This window comes from Acinetobacter cumulans (assembly GCF_003024525.3).
Taxonomy (GTDB): Bacteria; Pseudomonadota; Gammaproteobacteria; order Pseudomonadales; family Moraxellaceae; genus Acinetobacter; species Acinetobacter cumulans.
Map to the genome: position 1 here is coordinate 587,650 of NZ_CP035934.2, position 24,192 is coordinate 611,841.

At 39.6% G+C, this 24,192-nt stretch carries 19 protein-coding genes and 1 pseudogene; 13 read left to right on the plus strand and 7 right to left on the minus strand.

Annotated elements, in window-relative coordinates; all coding sequences use genetic code 11:
* Positions 1–158 precede the first annotated feature (158 nt).
* The 4 genes from C9E88_RS02835 to C9E88_RS17940 all read left to right on the plus strand — a co-directional run bounded on the left by C9E88_RS02835 (position 159) and on the right by C9E88_RS17940 (position 5,386).
* A complete protein-coding gene (locus C9E88_RS02835; protein WP_106984588.1) occupies positions 159–2,807 on the plus strand; it encodes a sensor histidine kinase in 2,649 nt (882 codons plus the stop codon).
* 27 nt (positions 2,808–2,834) lie between these two features.
* Positions 2,835–3,548, plus strand: a complete 714-nt coding sequence (locus C9E88_RS02840) for a response regulator (RefSeq protein ID WP_010115588.1) — start codon at positions 2,835–2,837, stop codon at positions 3,546–3,548.
* Between the two features lie 196 nt (positions 3,549–3,744).
* On the plus strand, positions 3,745–5,160 hold the full coding sequence (locus tag C9E88_RS02845; protein ID WP_106984589.1) for a glutamine synthetase family protein: 1,416 nt from the start codon (positions 3,745–3,747) through the stop codon (positions 5,158–5,160).
* A 10-nt stretch (positions 5,161–5,170) separates the two neighbouring features.
* On the plus strand, positions 5,171–5,386 hold the full coding sequence (locus C9E88_RS17940) for a hypothetical protein (protein ID WP_106984590.1): 216 nt from the start codon (positions 5,171–5,173) through the stop codon (positions 5,384–5,386).
* A gap of 45 nt (positions 5,387–5,431) precedes the next feature.
* On the opposite strand, the gene C9E88_RS02855 is transcribed toward C9E88_RS17940, so the two are convergent.
* Positions 5,432–6,211, minus strand: coding sequence for a TorF family putative porin (locus tag C9E88_RS02855; protein WP_106984591.1), 780 nt, complete (start codon positions 6,209–6,211; stop codon positions 5,432–5,434).
* A gap of 196 nt (positions 6,212–6,407) precedes the next feature.
* Between C9E88_RS02855 and C9E88_RS17895 the strand changes: the two are divergent.
* The 7 genes and pseudogenes from C9E88_RS17895 to C9E88_RS02890 form a co-directional block, all read left to right on the plus strand.
* Positions 6,408–6,596, plus strand: a pseudogene (locus C9E88_RS17895) (hypothetical protein); the annotation flags it as partial.
* A gap of 243 nt (positions 6,597–6,839) precedes the next feature.
* Complete coding sequence (locus C9E88_RS02865) at positions 6,840–8,570, plus strand: class I SAM-dependent DNA methyltransferase (protein WP_106984592.1); 1,731 nt, start codon at positions 6,840–6,842, stop codon at positions 8,568–8,570.
* A complete protein-coding gene (locus C9E88_RS02870) occupies positions 8,560–9,960 on the plus strand; it encodes an AlbA family DNA-binding domain-containing protein (RefSeq protein ID WP_106984593.1) in 1,401 nt (466 codons plus the stop codon). Before C9E88_RS02865 ends, C9E88_RS02870 begins: the two co-directional genes overlap by 11 nt.
* Positions 9,961–9,962: 2 nt before the next feature.
* Entirely contained in the window at positions 9,963–11,363 is a 1,401-nt protein-coding gene (locus tag C9E88_RS02875) for a restriction endonuclease subunit S (RefSeq protein WP_106984594.1), read from the plus strand.
* Positions 11,344–11,901, plus strand: coding sequence for a hypothetical protein (locus tag C9E88_RS02880; protein ID WP_106984595.1), 558 nt, complete (start codon positions 11,344–11,346; stop codon positions 11,899–11,901). Before C9E88_RS02875 ends, C9E88_RS02880 begins: the two co-directional genes overlap by 20 nt.
* Position 11,902: 1 nt before the next feature.
* Positions 11,903–12,808: a Kiwa anti-phage protein KwaB-like domain-containing protein gene (locus tag C9E88_RS02885; RefSeq protein ID WP_106984596.1), complete on the plus strand. Its 906-nt coding sequence runs from the start codon at positions 11,903–11,905 to the stop codon at positions 12,806–12,808.
* A gap of 22 nt (positions 12,809–12,830) precedes the next feature.
* Complete coding sequence (locus C9E88_RS02890; protein WP_106984597.1) at positions 12,831–15,935, plus strand: type I restriction endonuclease subunit R; 3,105 nt, start codon at positions 12,831–12,833, stop codon at positions 15,933–15,935.
* Positions 15,936–16,032: 97 nt separating this feature from the next.
* Here C9E88_RS02890 and C9E88_RS02895 read toward each other — a convergent pair whose 3' ends face one another.
* The 3 genes from C9E88_RS02895 to C9E88_RS02905 form a co-directional block, all read right to left on the minus strand.
* The gene (locus C9E88_RS02895) at positions 16,033–17,169 is read right to left on the minus strand and encodes a helix-turn-helix domain-containing protein (protein ID WP_227865852.1); all 1,137 of its coding nucleotides are present in this window, start codon (positions 17,167–17,169) and stop codon (positions 16,033–16,035) included.
* Between the two features lie 20 nt (positions 17,170–17,189).
* Complete coding sequence (locus C9E88_RS02900; RefSeq protein WP_057049767.1) at positions 17,190–17,873, minus strand: hypothetical protein; 684 nt, start codon at positions 17,871–17,873, stop codon at positions 17,190–17,192.
* Between the two features lie 541 nt (positions 17,874–18,414).
* Entirely contained in the window at positions 18,415–19,245 is an 831-nt protein-coding gene (locus C9E88_RS02905; protein WP_106984599.1) for a hypothetical protein, read from the minus strand.
* 454 nt (positions 19,246–19,699) lie between these two features.
* Between C9E88_RS02905 and C9E88_RS02910 the strand changes: the two genes are divergently transcribed.
* On the plus strand, positions 19,700–20,341 hold the full coding sequence (locus C9E88_RS02910; RefSeq protein WP_106984600.1) for a HEPN domain-containing protein: 642 nt from the start codon (positions 19,700–19,702) through the stop codon (positions 20,339–20,341).
* A 72-nt stretch (positions 20,342–20,413) separates the two neighbouring features.
* Here C9E88_RS02910 and C9E88_RS02915 read toward each other — a convergent pair whose 3' ends face one another.
* A complete protein-coding gene (locus C9E88_RS02915; protein ID WP_106984601.1) occupies positions 20,414–21,607 on the minus strand; it encodes an MFS transporter in 1,194 nt (397 codons plus the stop codon).
* 18 nt (positions 21,608–21,625) lie between these two features.
* Positions 21,626–22,051, minus strand: a complete 426-nt coding sequence (locus C9E88_RS02920) for a RidA family protein (protein ID WP_106984602.1) — start codon at positions 22,049–22,051, stop codon at positions 21,626–21,628.
* A 69-nt stretch (positions 22,052–22,120) separates the two neighbouring features.
* Here C9E88_RS02920 and soxR point away from each other — a divergent pair, with 69 nt between their 5' ends.
* Complete coding sequence (gene soxR, locus C9E88_RS02925) at positions 22,121–22,621, plus strand: redox-sensitive transcriptional activator SoxR (RefSeq protein WP_106984603.1); 501 nt, start codon at positions 22,121–22,123, stop codon at positions 22,619–22,621.
* Positions 22,622–22,664: 43 nt separating this feature from the next.
* On the opposite strand, the gene C9E88_RS02930 is transcribed toward soxR, so the two are convergent.
* On the minus strand, positions 22,665–23,582 hold the full coding sequence (locus C9E88_RS02930; RefSeq protein WP_106984604.1) for a DMT family transporter: 918 nt from the start codon (positions 23,580–23,582) through the stop codon (positions 22,665–22,667).
* Between the last annotated feature and the right edge of the window lie 610 nt (positions 23,583–24,192).

The window sequence follows — 24,192 nt, forward strand, 5'->3', positions numbered from 1 at the left end:
AATCTGAATTAAGTTATATACGATTGTTGGGCGAGGGGATGTTCTATACCTCCGCCCAACGGTGGCATCCATATTGCCCAGCAATAGCCAAGCTGACTTTAGACGCATTTAAATGAATTTAAAAACATCTTTTAAAGCAATAAATAAAGATTACTTCTATGACTGATCCACGAACCAATAAAGCCGATGTTTTGCTGCAACATACACAGCGTTATCAGTCTGGGCGGCTGACGATTTTTTTAGGCGCAGCTCCGGGCGTGGGAAAGACCTTTGCCATGCTGGTTCGTGCGCATGAACTGGCGCTGCAGGGTATTAATATCGTCATTGGCTATGTAGAAACGCATGGCCGTAGAGAAACTGAAAATTTAATTTCTGGTTTAGATATAATTCCGCGCAAGGCTATTGAATATCAAGGGCAGCATCTGGAGGAAATGAATCTAGATGCCGTTTTGGATAAAAAGCCCAGTATTGTTTTGGTGGATGAATTTGCCCACACTAATATGCCCGGCAGCCGTCATGAAAAACGCTGGCAAGACATCAATGAATTATTAGATGCTGGTATTGATGTTTTTACCACCATGAACATTCAGCATTTGGAAAGTTTGAATGATGTGGTATATCAAATCACTGGGATTCGTGTCACTGAAACCGTGCCAGACCGGGTGTTCGAACGGATTAGAGATATCCGCTTAATTGATTTGCCTGTGAATGAGCTGTTGGAGCGCTTAAACCAAGGGAAGGTTTATGTGCCTGAGCAGGCGGAACAGGCCTTACAGCGATTTTTCAACAGCTCCAACTTAACGGCACTGCGTGAACTGGCAATGCAAACCGTTGCCAATTATGTTGATAATGATGTACGCGAAAATTTCGCCATTCAAGGGCTTGCTCAAATCCCCTTAAAAAATCATGTCTTAATTATGATTGATGGTAAAGGGCATTCTGAAGCTTTAGTTCGGACTGGATGTCGTATTGCCGAGCATCGTGTGGCAAACTGGACGGTTGTTGCTTTTTCTCATGATACGCAAATCATGAATAAACAGGAAAACTCGCAAAGCCGTGAAATAGAACGGGCTTTAAACTTAACGCGTCAAATGGGCGGAATGACAGAAGTCCTTCACGGCCAGCAACATGCTAAAACTTTATTTGATTATGTGATGGACCGCGGCATTTCAACCTTAGTTTTAGCGCAAGCGGCTCCGCAAAAGTTTTCTCTGAATTTAAGGCTCAATTTGATTGATCAGTTGTTGCAATACCGGCCCAGTTTTGAACTCAGTATTGTGCCGATTATTGCAGAGAATAAGCATCTGTCCTTTTTCACTCAAAGGGCATTCTTGTCGCTAAGAGAAATACAGTACGTACTAGCCACCACGGTCATCAGCATTGTGATTGCAAGCTTAGGGGAAAAGTATTTAGGGATTGAAGATCTTTCGGTGATTTTTATCACCGCTGTGGTTTTTGTGGCATCAAAAACACGGATGCTGGCTGCAGCTTTTTCAGCCATCCTATTCTTTCTAGCTTATAATTTTTTCTTTATTTCCCCGCAATTTACATTTCAAATTTCTGCACATCAGGGGATTGTCACCGTGATTGCATTTTTGGGCGCGGCTTTAATTTCGAGCCGATTAGCGTCACGTTTGAAAGAGCAGGTGACTGCACTCAAAACGGCGAACAGTTATAACAGCATTATGCAGGATTTAGGGCAGAAGCTGTCCACAGCATTAGATTTGGCACAAATCAAGGAGATTGCTGAACATAGCCTGAGTAAAAATCTCAATGCAGATGTCTGGCTGTATTTCCCAGATACTGCAGCAACTCAAGCATCATCCACTATCATGAGTAATAAAGAAAAAATTTCAGCCGATTGGACATTCAAAAACCATCAACCGTCCGGTCGCTTTACCCAAACCTTGACGGAAAATGAGTGGTGGTTTTTGCCCTTATTGGCTTCCAAGCAATGCTTAGGCGTGGTGGGGTTGAAACTTAAAGATGTGCAAGCAGTAATCAATACGGAGCAAAAACAGCTCGCTGAACTCATGGTAGAGTATCTTGCGCAGGCGATTTTCCGCACCCAGCTGACCAAGGCTTTGGAAATAGCCAATGTGAATTCTGAAACGGAAAAATTGCGCTCGGCATTATTATCATCCGTATCGCACGATTTACGCTCGCCTTTGGCGTCGATGATTGGAGCAGCGGATACTTTGAGCACTTACCGCCATTCCATGAATGAAAATGATCAGGACAGCTTGCTGGAAGCGATTCATTTAGAGGGGGAGCGTTTAGACCGCTATATTCAAAACCTACTGGATATGACCCGTTTAGGCCATGAAGGCTTAAGCTTGAAGCGGGACTGGATTGGAGTTGATGAACTGATCGGTTCAGCAGTGCGCCGTTTAAACCGTTATATGCCAGATGCATTGGTTGAAGTGCGTGCGCCTCAAGAATCTTTGAGTTTATTTGTACATGCCGCCTTGATTGAACAGGCCATTTTTAATGTGCTGGAAAATGCCGCAAAATTTTCACCAGAGAATAAAGCTGTGATGATTGAGGTGCAGCAGGTGAATGAAAATGAGATCGAAATTGCCATAACTGATAAGGGGCAGGGTATCCCGGAAGGTGAGCGGGAACGCATTTTTGACATGTTTTATACCATGCAGCGCGGTGACCGCGGGCAATATGGTACAGGATTGGGCTTGACGATTGTGAAAGCGATTGTGGGTGCGCATATGGGGAAAATCATGGCATCATCAGGCAAGAACAATCAAGGAACATGTATCCGCATACAGCTTCCTATTCAGCAAATTACTTAAAGCATCTAGCAGCTTTTAGGTGGGAAAATGCCAGAACAGAATGAATCAGCCAGCTCCATGACCAATGTCTTGATTATTGATGACGAAAATCAGATTCGAAAATTCTTGGATATAGCACTCAGAGCGCAAGGCTATAAAACGCTTTTGGCTGAAAATGGCCAAAAGGGCTTGGAACTCCTAGCTTTGCAAGGTGCGGATTTAGTGATCCTCGATTTGGGTTTGCCAGATTTGGATGGTTATGAGGTTTTGTCTGAGCTTCGCACATGGTCGCACGTTCCAGTGATAGTGCTGTCTGTGCGGGCAAATGAAGAAGAAAAAGTGAAGCTTCTGGATGCTGGCGCAAATGATTATGTGACCAAGCCGTTTAGTGTTCAGGAGCTGATGGCGCGCATTCGTGTACTGCTTAGGCAGCATCAGCATAGTACTGTTTATACGACAATTTTTGATGATGGCGTATTAAAAATCGATTTTTCCAAACGGCAGGTTTTTTTAAATCAACAATTGCTCTCCTTAACGCGCAAAGAATATCAGCTGCTGAATTTATTGGCGAAAAATAAAGGCCAATTGATTACCCAGCCGCAAATACTGAAAGAGCTGTGGGGGCCAACGCACCAAGAAGATACGCATTATTTAAGGATTCTGGTAGCTAAATTAAGAGTGAAGTTAAATGATAATGCTGTGCAGCCTAAATATATTATTACTGAACCGGGAGTGGGTTTGCGATTTTTGAAGATTTATTAATATTAAATATGCCATTTATTTTACATGAGTCTATTGTTATTTTTATGTTTTAACTTATTTTAAATTAGCTTTTTCGTGGTTTTAATAGTTTAAAAAATAATCATATTAGTTGGGTGCTTTTTTACGGTTTATTTACGTTACATTCGGTAGAACTTGTTTTATTTTGATCATTGTTAATATTTAACAGGACAAAATAATGAGTAATTTACTCATGGCTAGACATAATATAGCTGACGTAGAAGCGGTCCCTGAATCCATGCCATCTGCGCGTCAATGCTGCGATATTGAAGATATTCTATTTTCAGAAGAAATCGAAAACTATTTGCAGCGCTATCCCAATACCCGTCATGTTGAGATTTGCCTGCACGATCTGAATGGTCATGTCCGCGGCAAGCGCATAGATATTGTCGGTCTAAAAAATATTGCACAAGGCTGTTATTTCCCAATGTCTATTTATGCCATGAGTCTTGATGGAGAAGTGATTGAAGAATCGGGTTTAGGAAAATCGATCGGTGAGCCGGATTATTTATGTAAACCTATATTGGGAAGCCTGCAGCCCTGCGCTTTAAATCCAGAGTCCAAGGCACAGTTATTCCTAACCATGAAAGATGACAATCATCAAGATTGCGAAGTTGAACCGCGCAATATTTTAAAAAAAAGTTTAAGAGCGCTGCATGATCAAAACTTTTATCCTTGCATGGCCGTAGAATTGGAGTTTTATTTATTTGACAGCAATGAAAAATCTGGCTCCAATCAGATTTATTTAAATCAATGTTTTGATGTGAATGCGCAAGATAAATATCAAGACGTTCTGGATGAAATTGAACGGATTGCCCTTTTGCAGGGGATTCAGATTACAGGCTTAGTCTCGGAATCATCTTCCGGGCAATACGAAATTAATATTCAGCATAGCGGTGATATTTTGAAGCTATGCGATCAGATCATGATGCTAAAGCGCACCATTAAGCAAGTCGCTGTAGAACATGGGTTACATGCAAGCTTTTTGGCTAAGCCTGATCTGAATAAAGCGGGCAGCGGCATGCACTTTCACATGAGTTTGTTAAATCAAGACCAGCAGAATATTTTCAGCATGAAGCAGAATCCTTTACCGTCACGGCAATTATTAAAGGCGATCAGCGGGCTGATAGTCTTGCTGCCGCCGTCCATGGCCGTGCTTGCCCCGAATGTAAACTCATTCCGCCGGTTTAAAGCTGGAAACCATGTGCCCTTAGAAGCTAATTGGGGCGTGAATAACCGCAATGTGGCCATTCGCATACCATGTTCGGACAATGAAAATCAACGCTTGGAATATCGTGTTGCAGGTGCGGATTGCAATCCTTATTTAACTGCAGCCCTGATTTTGATCGGCACACTGCATGGGTTGACACAGAATCTGGAAATTCCACAGCAAGCCACTCAGATAAAAAATAAACATCAGCCGCACTTTTTAAGTACGAATCAGCTGGATGCTTTAACATTTTTTCACCGGAATACTGTTTTGCAAAAATATCTCGGCAAAAGATTTATGGAATTATGGTGTGCAGTTAAACGTGCTGAGCATCAGTATATGTACAGCCAAATTACTTTGATCGAACAACATTGGGATATTTAACTGCTTAAAAATGTATAACACGATAAATAATGAACATGATGCTAGAAATCAGAAGCTCAATGAAGAATTGTATTTGAAGTATAGTTTACAGGAAATTGATTCTGACATTTTAGTAAAGAAATACCAGTATGCGTCAAAAAGTATGAAAAAAATAATTCATACTATTTTTAAAGAAAGAGGTTTTAATCGAAGTGAGATAGATCATATATTGAAATCACTCAAGTAAAATAATTATGCCAATAGAATTGCTGATACTATTGGCATTTAACTTTTAAAAAGATTTAGTCAGGGTGAATACTGCTTCAGTTTTTACCCCTTTTTTATTTTGACTTGTAAAGTCTTTGGTTTTTAAATTACTACCAACCGCTGCTAATTCTGCATTTATTCCCATTGGCTTATAGCGGTAAGTTGCACCAATTTTCCAATCAAAAAAATGGTCTTTTGCTTCAGAACCATAAATGTCCTGATTTGCTTTGGAATAACCTAAGCTAACATTTGTGCCAAAATTAGTTTGAGCAATCGGTGTAGCATATAAGACATTAAAATACCAATTTGAGATATCTTTACCTATACTGTCACTGGTAGCTTTGCCGCCATAGTTATAGGTATAGCTTATGCTTGGTGTAAAGCTATCGTTCTGATGCAGCAACGCATTAAAGATCATTTTGAAATAGTATTCATTATAATTTAAATCGCTGTTGCCGATGTAATTGTAGCGCAGCATGCCTAGATCAACTGCAGGATGGATTGAACCTAGCGCGATTGGCGCTGTATAGCCGATCTGGGGATCCAGTTCTAAATTTACTTCGTCATCAAAATCAACATTCGATGCAAATGCAGCAAGATAAAATCCTGAAGCATGGCTTAAAACAAAGTTTCCCTGCAAGGCCGGATCATTCTGGGTTTGCGTTTGGCCGCGCCAGCGGTAGTCGCTGGCCAATGATACATTACCTGAAAAGCTTAAAGCGGGAGAGCTTTCATCTCCAGTAGCAAAAGCATAACTTGAATAGAGCGGTATAAGGCTAAAAAGTAGATGGTATAATTTTTTCATAACACTTTAAATTAGTAGTCATTGAAGTAATGTATGTTATGGTTTAATTTATTGATATATAATAAAATTATCGTAAATTTTGCGTAAAATAAGTATAAAATTTAAGATGAATATTTTTTAAAGTCGCAGATTCAAATCCCAAGTGCAACACATTTGTAGTTAGTTGAAAAAGTTAGGTGTATTCATAGAATCATTAGACTTTACCGCAAGGAAGGGTTTTGCCAATGCACGGTTTGAAACGGATATAGAGGAAGGGTTAGAGGTGCTGGAGGAATACTACCCTGAACAAGAACAAAACCGTACGGTGGAGCAACAAGCTTCGCCTGAAGGGTTTGTGCAGGGTATTCAGCAAGGGTTGCAGCGATCAGTAAGACCCGTCAATTAATCGATTGGTTGGAAAAGAGCAACTTTCTAGGTTGCTCTTTTTTTTTACGACATTATAAGACGTAGCAGTTGTTAAAGGACTATTTTAGCTAAAGTTATCCCGTTAAAATGACAAGCCTTAATTAATCTCTATTTTTTTTGGTAAGTGCATGACTTTTAATAGGTCGCAGATATGCTAACTTAGCAACATTGTTTAACATTAAGTATAAAACCAAAGCGGTTGATCTTGGATTGAGGAAATAAAATGCATTCATTGGAACAAAAATTTCTAAATGACTTAGATGACAAGCTTTGGAAAGCCGCCGATAAATTACGCAGTAGTCTGGATGCTGCTAACTATAAGCATATTGTTTTAGGGCTGATTTTCTTAAAGTACGTATCAGATGCTTTTGATGAACGGCAATCTGAACTCAAAGAATTGTTTGCACAAAAAGACGACCACAACATCTATTACATGCCGCGTGATCAGTACGACAGCGAAGAAGAATACCAACAGGCTATTGCTGATGAACTAGAAATACTGGATTACTACCAAGAAAAAAACGTATTTTGGGTGCCAAAAGCAGCACGTTGGTTAAGTATCCGTAATGCAGCAGCACAAGCGATTGGTTCTATCATCTGGCAGGATGAACAAGGGCAAGATGTCAAACTACGCTCTGTATCCTGGCTGATTGACAATGCCTTTGATGAAATTGAAAAAGCCAATCCAAAACTTAAGGGCATTCTGAATCGTATTGGACAGTACCAGCTGGACAATGACAAGTTACTTGATCTGATCAATACTTTTTCTGACACTAGTTTTACTAATCCAGAATATAACGGTGAGCAACTCAGTCTGCACAGTAAAGATATCCTTGGGCACGTCTACGAATACTTTTTGGGACAGTTTGCCTTGGCTGAAGGGAAGCAAGGTGGGCAGTACTACACGCCTAAAAGTATCGTCACCTTAATTGTTGAAATGTTGCAGCCTTATAAAGGTCGTGTGTATGACCCTGCAATGGGTTCAGGCGGATTTTTTGTATCCAGTGAAAAGTTTATTGAACAACATGCTCAGGAAAAGCATTACAAAGCCTCCGAACAGAAAAAGCATATTTCTATTTATGGGCAGGAAAGCAACCCGACCACATGGAAACTGGCCGCCATGAACATGGCGATTCGTGGGATTGATTTTAATTTTGGTAAAAAGAATGCAGACAGCTTTTTAGAGGATCAGCATCCAGACTTGCGTGCTGACTTTGTCATGGCCAATCCGCCTTTTAACATCAAGGATTGGTGGCATGCTTCTCTAGAAAGTGATGTGCGCTGGAAATATGGTATACCGCCACAAGGTAATGCCAACTTTGCTTGGATGCAGCACATGCTGCACCATCTGTCACCAACAGGCAGTATGGCACTTTTACTTGCCAATGGTTCGATGAGTTCCAATACCAACAATGAAGGCGAGATTCGTAAAAACTTGATCGAAGCCGATCTGGTGGAATGTATTGTCGCGTTACCGGGACAACTGTTTACCAACACGCAAATTCCAGCTTGTATTTGGTTCTTGACCAAAGATAAAAAGAACGGCTTATCCTTGGATAAAAAGAAAGCCAACCGTGAAGGCAAGACTCTGTTCATCGATGCCCGTAATTTGGGCTATATGAGAGATCGCGTACTGCGTGACTTTACCGATGCAGATATTGCTAAAATCACCAATGCTTTACATGCTTGGCAACAAGGCGAAAATTTTGAAGGCGAAGCGTATCAAGATGAGAAAGGTTTCTGCTTCTCTGCTGAGTTAAAAGATATACAAAAGCACGACTATGTATTGACTCCAGGACGTTATGTGGGTGCAGTCGAGCAGGAAGATGATGGCGAGCCATTCGCTGAGAAAATGCTGCGTTTGACTGCTCAGCTCAAAGAACAATTTGCTGAAAGTGCTGTGTTGGAAAGTGAGATTAAAAAGAACCTAAAGGGCTTGGGCTATGAGTTCTGATCATCCTTTATTGCAAGAAATTCAGAAGGGTGAAAGTCAAACCCTTGAATTTAAAGAGCAGTTACCGAAAGGGCAACAGGTCGCAAAGACCCTGATTGCTTTTGCCAATACCAGTGGTGGTAAATTGGTGGTGGGGGTGAGTGATGATCGCCAACTCGTAGGTATTCAAGATGATATTTTTGAGCTGCAAGATCAGATCACTTCGATGATCAATGAATTGTGTATGCCAAACATTCTGCCGTATATCTATATCGAGAATATCCAAGGCATAGAGTTGCTGGTGATTGAAGTCAGCCGTGGTTCGTTATTGCCTTATTATCTCAAACCACAAGGCAAGGCACAGGGAACCTATATCCGTTTGGGTGCAAGTAATCGTGTGGCATCGCCTGAGTATATCCAGCAACTCGAATTGCAGCGTCTGAACCAGACTTTTGATGAGCAGCCGAATCCGCAATACAGTTTAGATAACATCGATTTACAACCTTTACAACAAGCCTTTACTGGGGTGGGTAAAGAATTGTCTTTGCAGAAAATGCGTAATCTTAAATTGATCATTCAGCAGAATGGACAGGATTACCCAAGTCATGGGTTACTCATTTTGTTGGGGCTTTATGAGCAGGTTGAGATTAAATGTAGCCGCTTTAAAGGCACGACGATGACGGTGTTTTTGGATAAAAAAGAATACCGTGGAGACTTGTTTAGCCAGTTGAAGCAAACAGAGCAATTCATCAAGAATCATCTGCATCTACGAGCAGAAATTTTAGGGTTGCAACGTACAGAAAGCTATGAGATCCCTATTCCTGCTATTCGTGAAGCCTTGGTGAATGCAGTGTTACATCGTGACTATAGCAATGCAGGGCGTGATATTAAGGTTGGCATTTATGATGACATTCTGAATATCGTATCGCCAGGTGGATTGCCAAATGGACTGACAGAAGAAGATTTGGCTCAAGGTCGTTCTGAGATCCGTAACCGTGTTTTGGCGCGTGTGTTTAAAGAGCTGGGTTATATCGAGCAGTGGGGCAGTGGTATTGCCCGTATTAAAGATCTTTGTTTACAAGCAGGCAATGCCGAACCTCAATTGAAAGCACAAGGTGATTTTGTCGATTGGGAATTTTACCGTCCTCCTATTGAGCAATTAGGCGGCTCAATAGGTGGCTCAATAGGTGGCTCAATCCAAGAAGAGATGCTGACAGATCGTCAAAAAGAGATTTTGGTTTTGATTCAACAAAATCCGAAAGTTTCCTATCGTGCTATGGCAGAGCAACTTGCTATTAATGAGTCAGCAGTGAAAAAGCATTTGAATAACTTAAAAGATGCAGGCTGGCTTGAGCGTGTGGGTGGAACACGTGGCTATTGGGCGATTAATAAAGAATCGAGGGGGAAATAGATATGGAAATAGTTTTTTTAAAAGACTTAGTGGATAAAATAATTGATAATCGTGGAAAAAATCCAAAATACAGTTTTTCAGGTATAGAAGTAATTGAAACCGGATGTATTTCTGGTAGTAAAAAATATCCTGATTATTCACTAGTCAAAAAGTATGTAGATAATAATACTTATAAAAATTGGTTTAGAAATGGTCATCCTTGTAAGGGAGATCTTTTAATTATTACAGTAGGTAATAATGTTGGTTCCATCTCTTTAATGAATGAAAATAGAGGTTGTATAACACAAAATTTAATTGGATTAAGACTTAAAGAAAATGTTTGTAGTGATTTTATTTATTATTATTTAAGCCAAAAGGAAGTTTTTAATTATTTTCAAGGGTTAAATATTGGCTCTGCACAACCTAGTATTAAAGTTCCACATTTATTAAATTTTGAGTTGAATATACCAGATTTTCTAATACAGCAGAAAATAGCTGGAATTCTGTCGGATCTAGATGGAAAAATTTTTTTAAATTATCAAACTAATAAAACTCTAGAATTTATCGCTCAAGCCTTTTTTAAAAGTTGGTTTATTGATTTTGACCCTGTACGTGCCAAAATTGCAGCTAAGAAGGAAGGTAAAGACCCTGAGCTTGCTGCTATGTGTGTTATTAGCGGTAAAAGTGAAGTAGAGCTTCAGCAAATGGCAAAAGATGATTTTGCTGAGTTACAAGAAACGGCTTCATTGTTTCCTGATGAATTAGTAGAGACTGAGCTAGGGGAAGTACCGAAGGGGTGGGAGATTACAAACATAAATGCGGTAACAGCTTCCATATTTAGTGGAGGTACTCCTTCAACGAAAGAAATGACGTACTGGAATGGTGAAATACCGTGGCTATCATCTGGGGAAACCAGAAATAAAATTATTGTATCCACTGAAAAATCTATAACTGAAATAGCAGTTAAAAAATCTTCGACAAAGTTAGCAATTTTTGGAGATATTTTAATTGCGAGTGCTGGGCAAGGGCATACTCGAGGACAAACCTCTTTTAACGCGATTGAGTGCTATATTAATCAATCAATTGTCGCCTTGAGAGCAAACGATAAAGTTTCATCCTATTGGTTATACTATTGCTTAGAGCCTCGCTATGATGAAATGCGTTCTTTATCAGACTCCCATAGTAGTAGAGGAAGTTTGACTACAAAATTATTAGCATCTATGCCGGTAATTCTACCAACCCAAAAACTCGTAGTGAACTTCGATAAAGTAATAAAATCGATGCTTGCTCAACAAATAAAAAATTTAAAAGAAATAAAAATATTAACAGATACTAGGGATGCTTTATTACCAAAGTTAATATCTGGTGATATTGATGTATCTACTCTAGCTAGTGAGACAGAATATGAGTACTCAACAGAATGAATCACTAGGTTTTATACGTGTAATGATGGTGTTAAGTAGTTTTTCACCATTATTTATTTTGTGGGCTTTAAGAGGGAATCAAGAGGTATCCGATTTATACTTGATTCCCTGTTGTGCTTTATTTGTCATTGTTCCTAATTTATTTTTATGGCGAAGAATTGCCGTTGCTAAGAAACAAAATGACAAACGTACAATAAAAGTTGGAACTGCAGATGATCATAAGGATCACATTTTAGTTTATTTGTTTGCTACCTTATTGCCATTTTATTCTGTCAGTATAGAGAGTTTGCGAGATGCGGGGACGACATTAGTTGCCTTGATTTTTGTGGTTTTCTTATTTTTGCATTTAAATTTACATTACATGAATATTTTATTTGCAATACAAGGCTATCGAATTTTTACAATTTGTCCGCCAGAAGATAATAATTCCATCAGTGGTAAAACACCTCAGGTATTAATTACAAAAAGAGCTATCGTGCTTAATGGTGATGAAATTGTGGCGTATAGATTAAGTAATACAGTTTTTTGGGAGATTTAGTGTGGTTGTGGATTTTGACTTTGATAATATTGAGAATATTGAATTTGGGGTGGGGAGAGAATCAGAAGATCAAAATCAACAGTTTTTTGAGGCTGTGCCTGTAGATGTGAGTGTTCAGAAAGCATTGGTTGAGATGGCTAACGCAACTGTTGAGATCATGAATAAAAACAGTCCTAGTCCTGATTTATATCAACCATCAGAAAAGCATGCTGGTATTGAGTATTTGTATTTGCCAATTTCTGATCAAATGGCACAAACAATGAAAGACTTGCATGAAGCTACTAACTTAGCCATGAATGCTAAAGTATTAAAAAGTCCAACTGAAGTTTTCTGCTATTTCGCAAGATTTACAGATAAATCTGGTAAGAAGCTAACTGCTTTACGCAGAGCTATTCAGTTTAAGGGGATCTTGAAAAATAAACTTATTAGTTTATGTGATGACACATTAAAAATTGTTGAGGAAAAGGTATTTAAACTGGATGCTGACTTTGATTTTTTAATTGATAATTCTAATATTCACATAATTCGGCCGAGTGCTTTTGAGTTTGCTGGTAAGTTGCAAGAAGCTATTTTACAAGCTGTGCCTACAAACATTTCATCTATTGCAGCTGATCTCGTTTATGTCAATTTTACTAGCATACAGGCTTATGCTGAAAAAAGGCCTCGTGCAGCTCGATATATTGCATCTATTAAATCACAAGCTGAAACTAAGAATATTGATAAAGATCGTTTGAAACTGTTATGTGAACATACAGGGGTTTCTTTAAATATTCAAAATGGGAAAATCTTTGTGAATGAAGGGCATGAACTAGGTTTTTTAGAGGTTCTAGATCGACGTCGTTACCGTTTAGAGTTAATCGACGGTCAAGCTGAAAATTTCAAAGCATCAAGCCGAAGTAAGTTATAAATAAAAGATTGAGATTGAATCCATGAACGAAACACAACTCGAAAACTTATGCCTTGACTGGTTCTCCGAAAATGGCTGGGAAGTTGTTCATGGTATTGATATTGCGCCTGACAGCAGTAACCCTTTACGCAAAGACTATAAACAGCTTGTATTAGAAGCTGATGTTCAGGCTGCTTTTGAACGCTTGAATCCGCACCTTCCTACGAGCTGTTTTGAGCAAGTTTTTCTGAAACTGAGCAAACCTGAAAGTCTGGATTTGGTGACCAATAACCGCGCCTTCCACCGTATGTTATTGGAAGGTGTACCTGTCACGTATAAGAAACAGGATGATTGGGTACATGACCATGCCTTCTTGGTGGACTTCAACCATGTGCAGCAAAACCGTTTTGTTGCGGTCAATCAATTTACCATTCTAGGTGTGAAGCAGCCGCGACGCCCTGACATCATCTGCTTTATTAACGGTATTCCCTTTGCGGTGTTGGAGCTAAAAAACCCAACCGATGAAAACGCGGATATCTGGGATGCCTTTAACCAGCTGCAAACCTATAAAGAAGAAATTTCAGATCTATTTATCTTTAATGAAGCTTTAGTTGTAAGTGATGGCGTAACAGCACGTGTCGGTTCACTGACAGCAAATCAGGAACGCTTTTTACCGTGGCGTACCATCAAGAATGAAGATGATAAACCCGCTTTAGAATGGGAACTAGAAACGGTGATTCGAGGCTTCTTTGACCGAGAATTGTTCCTAGATTACATTCGATTCTTTGTGCTGTTTGAAACAGATGGCGAAAAGATCATTAAGAAAATTGCAGGCTACCATCAATTCCATGCGGTTAGAGAAGCCGTACAAGCGACCATTGCGGCAGCCAATCCGAATGGGGATAAGAAAGCAGGCGTTGTTTGGCATACCCAAGGCTCAGGTAAAAGTATCTCTATGTGTTGCTATGCAGGCAAGCTATTACAGCAGCCTGCCATGCACAATCCAACCTTGTTAATCGTCACTGACCGTAATGACTTAGATGGACAGTTGTTTGAAACCTTTAGCAATGCTCAAGATTTATTAAAACAAACGCCAGTTCAAGCCAATAACCGTGATGAGCTGAGAAAGTTTTTAGCTGAACGTGAGTCAGGTGGCATCATCTTTACCACAGTGCAAAAGTTTGCATTACTGGAAGGTGAGAGTGAGCATCCATTACTGAATGGACGCCACAATATTGTGGTGATGTCAGATGAAGCACATCGTAGCCAATATGGTTTGAAAGCAAAACTAGGTAATGATGGCACGTACAAGTTTGGCTATGCCAAGCACATGCGAGATGCTTTAAAGAATGCTGCTTTTATTGGCTTTACTGGAACCCCTATTTCGAGTGAGGATAAAGACACCCGAGCTGTCTTTGGTGATTATGTTTCCATCTATGATATTCAGGATGCCGTCGATGATGGTGCAACCGTCCCAATCTACTACGAATCACGCTTGGCAAAGCTAGATATTAATCAGACTGAGATTGAAGAGTTATCTGATCAAGTCGATGAGGTTGTAGAAGATGAAGAAGATGTTGGTAACCGAGAAAAGACTAAGAGCGAATGGAGCCGACTAGAAAAGCTGGTGGGTGCCACACCACGGCTGAAACAGATTGCTGCGGATTTAGTCGCACACTTTGAAGCCCGTACCGAAGCCACGGCGGGTAAAGGCATGATTGTGACCATGAGCCGCGAAATCTGTGTCCACCTTTACAATGAGATTATTGCCTTACGTCCAGATTGGCATGACCCTGATCCTGAAAAAGGCAAAATCAAAATTGTGATGACAGGTTCAGCTTCAGATAAACCATTGTTACAGCCACACATTTATAACAAGCAAGTCAAAAAACGTCTTGAGAAACGCTTTAAAGATGTGAATGATCCTTTGCAGTTAGTGATCGTGCGCGATATGTGGCTTACAGGTTTTGATGCACCATGCACGCATACCATGTATATCGACAAACCGATGAAGGGGCACAACCTCATGCAGGCCATTGCACGTGTGAACCGTGTCTTTAAAGATAAGCAGGGTGGACTAGTTGTTGACTATATCGGCATTGCTAATGAATTGAAGCAAGCCTTAAAAACCTATACCGATGCCAAAGGTAAAGGTGAGCCGACTTTACGTGCAGAAGAAGCCTATGCGGTTCTTGCTGAAAAGATGGATGCGATACGGGGAATGTTTGCCAAAACCAATGAACAGGTAGGCATGGATTTAAGTGCTTATGAAACTCAGGCACACCGACTGATTATCACCGCAGCCAACTATGTGCTGAGCTTAAAGGATGGTAAAAAGCGTTTTCTTGATTTAGTCTTAGCAATCAATAAAGCCTTCTCTTTATGCAGCACCTTGGATGAAGTGAAGAACCTGCACAAAGAAATTGCCTTTTACTCAGCCATTAAAGCGGTCATTAGCAAGCATACCTCTGTGGATCGTAAACTGTCGCAAGCGGAAAAGGACAGTACGCTAAAACAGATTCTGGATAATGCTGTCATTGCTGATGGCGTAACAGATGTCTTTGCAATGTGTGGTTTAGATAAACCAAACATTGGCTTGCTTTCAGATGAGTTCTTAGAAGATGTACGGCAGATGCCATATCGTAATTTGGCAGTTGAACTACTGGAAAAGTTGTTGAATGACGGCATTAAAGCAAAGACACGAAACAATGTCGTGCAGGAAAAACGCTTCTCTGATCGTTTGCAGGAAACCTTGAGGAAATACAATAACCGAGCGATTGAAACTTCTCAGGTCATTGAAGAACTCATTCAAATGGCAAAAGAGTTTCAGGCAGAAATGCAGCGTGAAGCTGCACTTGGTTTGAATCCTGATGAAATCGCTTTCTACGATGCCTTGGCGAATAATGAAAGTGCGGTCAGAGAGCTTGGAGACGATACTCTGAAGCAGATCGCCCGCGAAATTACCGAGAAGCTTAGGAAGTCAACTACAGTGGATTGGCAGGTTCGGGACAGTGTACGTGCTCAGCTTAAAATTCTTGTGCGACGTACATTGCAGCGTTGGAAGTACCCGCCTGATAAAGCAGCTGAAGCGATTGAGTTGGTGATGAAGCAGGCGGAGACTTTGTCTAATGCTTGGACTATCAACTAGCACGATTGCTTATTGGGGGGTAAATGTTTAATCCTAAAGAAAATAGCATGTACTTAAAGAAAAAAGAGAACTTTAAATGTTCTCTTCTAAATTTGATTTAATCCAAAACTATTAACTCACTTCGACGCCTTAATGCATCTAAATTTTGGTATTTAGAGGCTAAGTTGAAAGTAAGATTATTAACTTCTACTAGATTGAGACATAGATCATTTGTCATTTTAGAAAAATCAAAGTTTTCTTGGGCTAAAGCTTGGAAAACTTTATCTAATAAGAGAGAGGATTCATGAGGGAGGGGGTTAGGCTCATTATTTCGTCCTCTTTGGGCTAACTGTTTATAAATACTTGTGGCATTCCAGTCAGTAATAATCCCCAGCTTATTATAACGATAGGTCAAAGCAGCAGCAGAAACTTGCCATATTACTTTTTTGGACAAAATACTCTTTAAGGATGGAATCCGTAAAGGATCTGCTAGTAAGCTTCTGCGCGGCATTAGAAATGCAGAAGCAAAAGCATTTGCTTCTTGTTCTACGTGAACTCCTTCTATTATGCCATGTTTGTGCATAACTAAATGGCCTAGCTCGTGAGCTAAGTCAAATCTACACCTTTCAGCAGTTCTGGAAGTATTTAAAAAAATAAAAGGACGACCACTTGTCCATCTACAGCAAGCATCAACATCTTGTGCTTCATCTGTGAGAGAAAAAACACGAATACCTTTAGATTCCAAAAGTGCAATCAGGTTGGGAATAGGTTGCTCGCCTAATCCCCAAGCTTTTCTTACTGTGTCAGCACATGCCTCAGGATAAGAATATTCAAGATAATATCTAACATCATTTTCATCTGTCTCATCCAATGAACCAATAGTCGCAGTTGAAAAGTCACTTCTTAATTCATGTAAATCAGGTACATTAGGAAGTGGCAAATCAAAGTTTTGATCAATCCAATCGCTAATCAATTCAGCTAAAATAGTCTGGCTAATTGCCATATCCCTTTTTCTAGCTGTCATTTTAGTTAGCGCTCTGAAGCTTACAGATTCAGCTTGAATTTTTTCTACTTCACGTCCGTAAAAGAAGTTGATTGGAAAATCAAGAATTTCAGCAGCTTTTTCTAAATTTTTTTCATCAACTTGTTGGTTATTATACCAATTTGAAACAGTTCTATCGGTTACTTCTAATCGATGAGCCAATTCTCTCTTAGTCAAACCACGGCGTTGACGAGCGAGATCGAAACGACCCATATTGAACATAGTATTGCCTCTTAAGCATTTTTGCGCTTGATCTCAAAATCAATTGGCGCGGGAGTTGGTGCAGGGGAAAGAATAGTATCAAATTCAGACTCAGGATCGAAACTGATTTCTTCTAAAATAATTCGTTCATGGTATTCTGTAAAAAACTTACCATCTTCAGTCAGTTTTGATGGACATGATAGTTCACTTCGAATTATTTTATTTTTATAATCAATATAATACATTAGCACCCAACACCAAGTATCGGTAGTAGCTTGTGTCGTTAGCATATCTCCATGTAATTGGGCATTGGCGATTCTTGAAAACATGCTCCCCTTAGGGTTTCGGTTTCGAGCAATTTTCTCAGTTTTCAAACTCGCTGAATTAGACGGAACTTGGTTTTTCAATCCAACACATGCATTACCTGTCATAAAACTAATTAGAATTCCAAGCTTTTCATTGTGAACCCATTCTGAGTTTCCTTGGGTATATTTTAAATAACCCATTGATAACAAGCGCTCTCTTAAAAAAGCTGTTCCTTCAGCAAAATTTCTATAACCACCATAAATTTTAGGATGATTGTTTGTAGTTTCATTACGAGCTGAGAAGCTATCCTCTATAACTCCAAGCAAGATTTTCGGGTCAAACCCAAAAACTTCTTTGATTCTATTCTTAGCTTGAAATGGATCATCTATTGTTAAATATAATGGTTGCATAAAGTTCGATCTAGTAAATTATCATTTGCTTAGCATACATAGATTTTGGTAGTAAAAATAGAAATAAACATAGTTTTTGGTGTAAAAAATAGAAATTAAATTGTTTCAAGATGTATACAGTTAGGAATTAATATTGATATCTAGAATATATGAATTGAAACTGAATTTTGAATAATTAATGGAGAGGGAAAAGTATTATGAATTAAACAGTTAAAAATTTACTTTCGCATTTTTACACCAATTTTACGCCACAATATTTTTACATTAAACTAAATTATTGATAATAAATATTTAATTTTATTTGTATGTCCAATCCATCATTGGCGCCACGCTGATTCGAGGTGCGAGTTTATTTTCAGTAGAATTGATTACGGTCATCAAACATCAGGCCTTGGCAAACAAAGATGGAAATTAGGAGAGAAATTAGATTGCACACATTGAGTCATGTGATGCACCATTGAAACAACGTTTCAAAATTGGGCGCTATATTAGCACAATTTTAAATAGACTTTGTGGCGTGTGAAATTTAAGCAAGAAACTGCTAAGCACTACGTTGTATAGGTCGAGAGCCCCACGGCATAAGTGGGCGCATACAGCCACTTTGGACATAATAATTTTCGGCATCTTGTGGCTTAGCACTTTTGCCAACAAAGGTGCCTGCTTGTAGCAAGAAAGTCTCTTGTTGTAAGACCTGATATAAATCACTATTGCTGATGTAGCCTGCAATGTCTAATTTAGGTTTTTGCAGTTTTAAAATGCGAAACAATTTGAGTTTTAAATCATCTAGGGTCGCAGGCTGTGGCTCTTGGCTAATTTGATGAATGATCGCATCAATATTGGATTTTACTCGGCACAGAAAAAAATAATCATAGATTCCACGATTCTTGCTCTGATCATGTTGGTTCGGCTTATAAATCGCTTTGTGCTGAAGTAGGTCTATTTCCCAGTCTTTGGCTTCTAAATACAACAGATTTCCAAAGTCTTTGGTGGTCTTAATTGAAATATGATGTTCATCATTCACAATAAAATCTGCACAGTCCCAAATACCCTTGCCACTACAGCTAAAATCAATATGTGACAGCTGTTGTACACGAGGGCGCTGCTGACAGTAATAGTAAAAAGCAACTTCGCCTAATTTGCCCCGATAGACATCACGAAAAACCATTAAGTCCGTACGAATTTCTGAACCGCCTGTGCGATAAGCACGATGTTGACCTTGTTTGCCAAAGGTCATTTTCCAACTAAATTCTAAAACTTGCTCTAAAGCTGAAGTAGGTAAAGGAATATTTAAAAGACCAAATTGCTTTGGATGTGTCACTTTAAAACTACTGCCGTGGAAGGTCAGTGCAACAGGTTTAAATCGAGTTTTCATTATTGATATGAAGCTTTTATTTTTATGATTATTGTTAATGCTAGCTAAACTATGAATTAAAATTAAAGCAAAAAATAATTTTTAAGATGAATGGAAAATCAATAAGTTAAATATATTTTGATTAATAAATTGAAAGGTTGACGAAATTTAGCGTGAATTAATAGGAGGTATAGGCTTTGTCGAAAAGACTGGGATTTCTTATATTTGTGAAGATCTGTTAAATAATTTTGGCGAATGGGGTCGGGCTAAATTGAATTGTAAAATTGAGCCATCTCTTAAAAGTGAAGCCTAAGTAAGGGGGGATTGGATTAGGGCTATTTAGAGAAGTATTGAAGGGCACTGAAAGCTGACACAATAGATGTGAAATACTCAGTCATGTTGATTGAGTTCTGTGGATAAATTGTTTAATTTGCAAAAGAAGAATAATAAACAATTTTTTGGGGGAGATTAGACAATGATGTTAGAAGAAATTTTTAAGGACAAAAAAGCAGAAAATAGTGACCAATTTAATTTGCGGATACATCGTGGACTCAGTTGGCTAAAAAAAGCACAGCAATTAGACCAAGAGTTGGACTTACAATTTATTGCTTTATGGGTCTCGTTCAATGCCATTTATGCACAAGATTTGCTGATAAGTCAGGACAAGCAAAGCTTAAGACAGTTTTTACATTTAATTTGCCAAAAAGACCAAGAAGATAAGATCTATAATATTTTATGGGAGAAATATAGCCAGCCCATTCGAGTGCTACTTGATAACCAATATATTTACCAAGGTTTTTGGGACTATCAAAATGAAAAGATTAGCTTAGAGGCCTGTAAAACTGGCTTGGCTGCGGAAAAGCAAAAAGTATTGAATGCTTTGGGGCATAAAGATTCGGTCGATATTTTAATGGTGCTGTTTAACCGCTTATATACTTTGCGTAATCAAATTGTCCATGGCGGGGCAACTTATAACAGTTCGGTGAATCGTTCACAATTAAAGGATGCTTGCCGTATTTTAGAGGTATTACTGCCTGTATTTATTTTAGTACTTTTGGAAAATGCACAAAGTTTAGATTTGGGAAAACCGTTTTATCCAGTGGTGCAAGTCAGCTAAGACAGACCTAGACTGGTGAGAGCATATAACCAAAGCGAGAGGCTATGCCCATGCTTTGGTTTCAGTGAAAACTTAGTGTGTTGTCGCTGGTTGCTTTTGCCCAAGTTGATCCATTAAGGCCATAAGCGATGCACCACATACTAATCCAAACCCTGTTAGGCAAGCCGCTGGCCAGCCACCATGGTGCCATGCATATACCCCTAAAGCCGATCCTCCCGCACCACCAATAAAGTACAGTGTCATATAAATAGAGTTAATGCGTGAGCGTGCATTCGGGTTAAGTTTAAAAATCACATTTTGGTTACAGCTGTGTACCATAGCTAAGCCAAGGTTAATGACTGCATAGCCTAAAGCGTAGCTCATTAGAGATTGGCCACCTAAATACAGCAGTCCCCAACTGATTGCCAATATGCCACAGCCCATCCAAGTGAGGACTAAATTATGTCCACGGTCGGCCCATTTTCCAATCCACTGAGTCGAGAGCGCGCCAAATACGCCCACCAGCGTTAAGATTCCCACCCACACATCAGGTAGTGAAAAAGGCGGTGCAGTGAGTAGCATGGCAATCGTGGAAAATAAAATACTCATCGAGGCAAAAGCACAGCCACCAATGAGGGAGCGGTAGACCAAGCGACGCTCTTGGCGCAGTAGCTGTGCCATAGATGCAAAAATTTGTGCATATCTAAGTGTACTGGTATTGACCATAGGCAATTGACGATTAAGTAGCACTGCAAGTACCAGCATGAGCACAGCGCTTACAACATAGATAATATTCCAATGCCATAAATTAGATAAAAGCCCAGCCAAACTGGTCGATAGTAAAATCCCCACCAATAAGCCACTCATTAGAAAGCCAACAGTTTCACCTGTTTTTTCAGGGCGTACCGCAAGGGTGACCAGTGGAATAAGAACTTGTGCCGCCACAGAAAATAAACCAGTAATAATGGTGCCAATCCATAGCATCGTTAAGCTATTCGAAAGTGCACAAATACTTAGACCTACTGCTGCGCCAAACATAAGTAAGGGAATAAATTTGCTTTTATTGACAATATCCCCCAAAGGTACAATAAACAGTAACCCTAAGGCATAAGACACTTGGGCAAAAGTGACCGTAAGCGCCACTTGTGATTGCGCTACTTGAAAGCTTTGTTGAATCGAGGCGATTAACGGTTGGCAATAATAATTGGCACCCGCACATAGACCACATGCAATTGCCATAAGCCAAAGTAGGGTTTTATTTTGGCTAATATCAACGTTGGGGTTCATAGATTTCCTTACGTGTGGTTAAGCGCAGTAGGCGGTGGCTTCAATTTCGATTTGCATGTCGGGAAGTGCCAAGCATGGTACGGGAATCAGTGTGCAGGCTGGCAATGCATGTGCTTGCCATAGTGCTTTTAGGTGCTGAATAATCAACTGATGTTTGAGTTGATCATATTGGCAGACCAAAATTCTTAACATCGCAATATCATATAGCGTGGCCTTTGCAGCCTCTAAAGCCAATTGCACATTATGCATGGCTTGCGCCAACTGTATTGTAAAGTCAGTTGCCAAAGTTTGGTCGCGCTGTTCGCCTCCTTGACCTGAAATATGCACAATACGATTCAACTGATGAATGTTGACTTGCGCAATGTGGCTATAAGCAAACGGAGTGGGATTATACAGCGTATCTGGGTTCATGAGGTGGATGACTGAGTGCAGGTTTTGTTGCATCGCAATTTCCTTAGCGCTTAAAGTCTTGCTAGTATCAAAGCTCAAGTTAACTTGAGGTCAAGAATAAATATGCAAGAATCTAAACAGCAATGGCTGAGTATTGGTCAGCTTGCTGAGCGTAGTGGTGTCAGCGTACCTACTGTTCGCTTTTATGAAGAAAAACAACTTATTTGGAGTACAAGAACCACAGGAAATCAACGTCGTTATCAACGTGCAATGTTACGCCGTATTGCAATTATTAAAATTGCTCAGCAAGTTGGAATTAGCCTACAACAGGTTTATGAAGCTTTTGAGGTTTTGCCAAAGCATCAAGTGGCATCTAAGGCAGATTGGCAACAGATGTCACAGCGTTGGCAACAGCAATTAGATGCGCAAATTATGTATTTATTACAGTTACGCCAGCAGTTGGATTCTTGCATCGGTTGTGGTTGCCTATCTTTACAACAATGTCCATTGCGTAACCCTGATGACCAACTATCCCAGCAATCGGCTGGCGCACATTTTCAGCACATCTTGATGCATTTAGAACGCTTTACTGAATCTGGGATTGATCATGATTCAACATCCTAATATGCATGGTGTTCGAGCACCGTCATGAGGCGAATGATTAATGTTATTTTTTGGATAGACTAATCATCAACACACCCACGATATTGAGCAAACAGCCCAGCCACTGTATAGAATTTAGGTGTTCATCTAAAAAGGCTACTGCCAATAAAATCGTTAAGATTGGACCTATGGATGCAATCATGGCGGAGTGGCCAGGACCTAATCGAACAATGCTTTGCATCATCAGTACCGTTGGGAGTACAGTCACAAATAGCCCAATGGCAATCCCATAGCCCCAGACTGCGGGTGGCAGATTTTGAATGAGTTGTATTGGTGCTGGTACCAATAAAACATAATGAATGAGCGTGCCTAAGCAGGTAATGCTTAACGCTAAGGCATTAAAATGCCATGAGCCAAATTTGGTTATCATTTTAGGGGTAAGCAGTAAATAAGAGGCAAAGGCCACGGCACTGGCAAAAACAAAGCTCGCGCCAATCCAAAAATTACCATCCTGCGGCGTATTACTTTGTTCTTGTAGCATGACGAGTACGGTACCACCGTAACTTAATAGGATCGCAAGGTAAGTTTTGGTGCTGAGTTTTTGCTTATAAATAACACTAGATGCTAGAACTGTCAGGGTAGGATATAAAAACAAAATAATTCGTTCCAGCGAAGCACTAATGTACATCAGACCCATGAAGTCTAACCAACTCGCAAGATAGTAGCCAAGTAAACCTGCAAGGATAAGCATGCCCCAATCACGAGCTGTTAGATCTTGGTAAGAGCGACGGCTAAACCAACACATGATCAAGAAAAAGGGCAAAGCACTGCCCATGCGGAGTGCCATTAATACGGTGGCATCCACCAGAGGGGATAATGCATAAGCTTGCTTAATAAATATAGCTTTAGTGCTAAATAAAAAAGCGGCACAAATAGCACAAAGTGCGCCCATTTGACGTGGGGATAGACTGAGCGTAGGCATGGCGATGCAATGGCTGGGAGAGAAAAGAATATAAGATGATTATAAGAAAATTACAGACAAAGATTAAATGCAAAAAAATGAATGGGCACGATACCCAAATGGAATGCTTCATTTGGAATGGGCATAGCTCAGCACAGGAATTCTGAGTTGACGAATTGTGTGAAATATCAAATTTAATACGATGGCGGTAAAAAATGATTGTTTGGCCTTGAAATACATCAATTTTTTCATAACGCACCAATATTGTGCATAAAAGAGCCAAATTCGCCAAATTGTGAGGTGTTCATCATGGTGCAAAATGTCGCAGAAATTATTTTTTTAGCAAAAAATGCGATCTATAGACTTAAGGCGAATGCCATAAATGGCATAATTTAAGGGGAAATGCTGTCGATCACGCCAATTTAATCAAAGAATTTATGTGGGGTGATAATTGTACAAGTCTTTCAAAAACAGCTTAATTTATTTGAGTTTAAAAATCCTAAAATTTGTCAGCAAGGTCAACTGTTGTTTTTGGGATATTTAAAATAGGTTGCTATGTATGGCATTTAAAGGCTTTCACAACTAAAAATATAAATATCAAACGAATGTTTTTTTGTCATTTAGATCAATA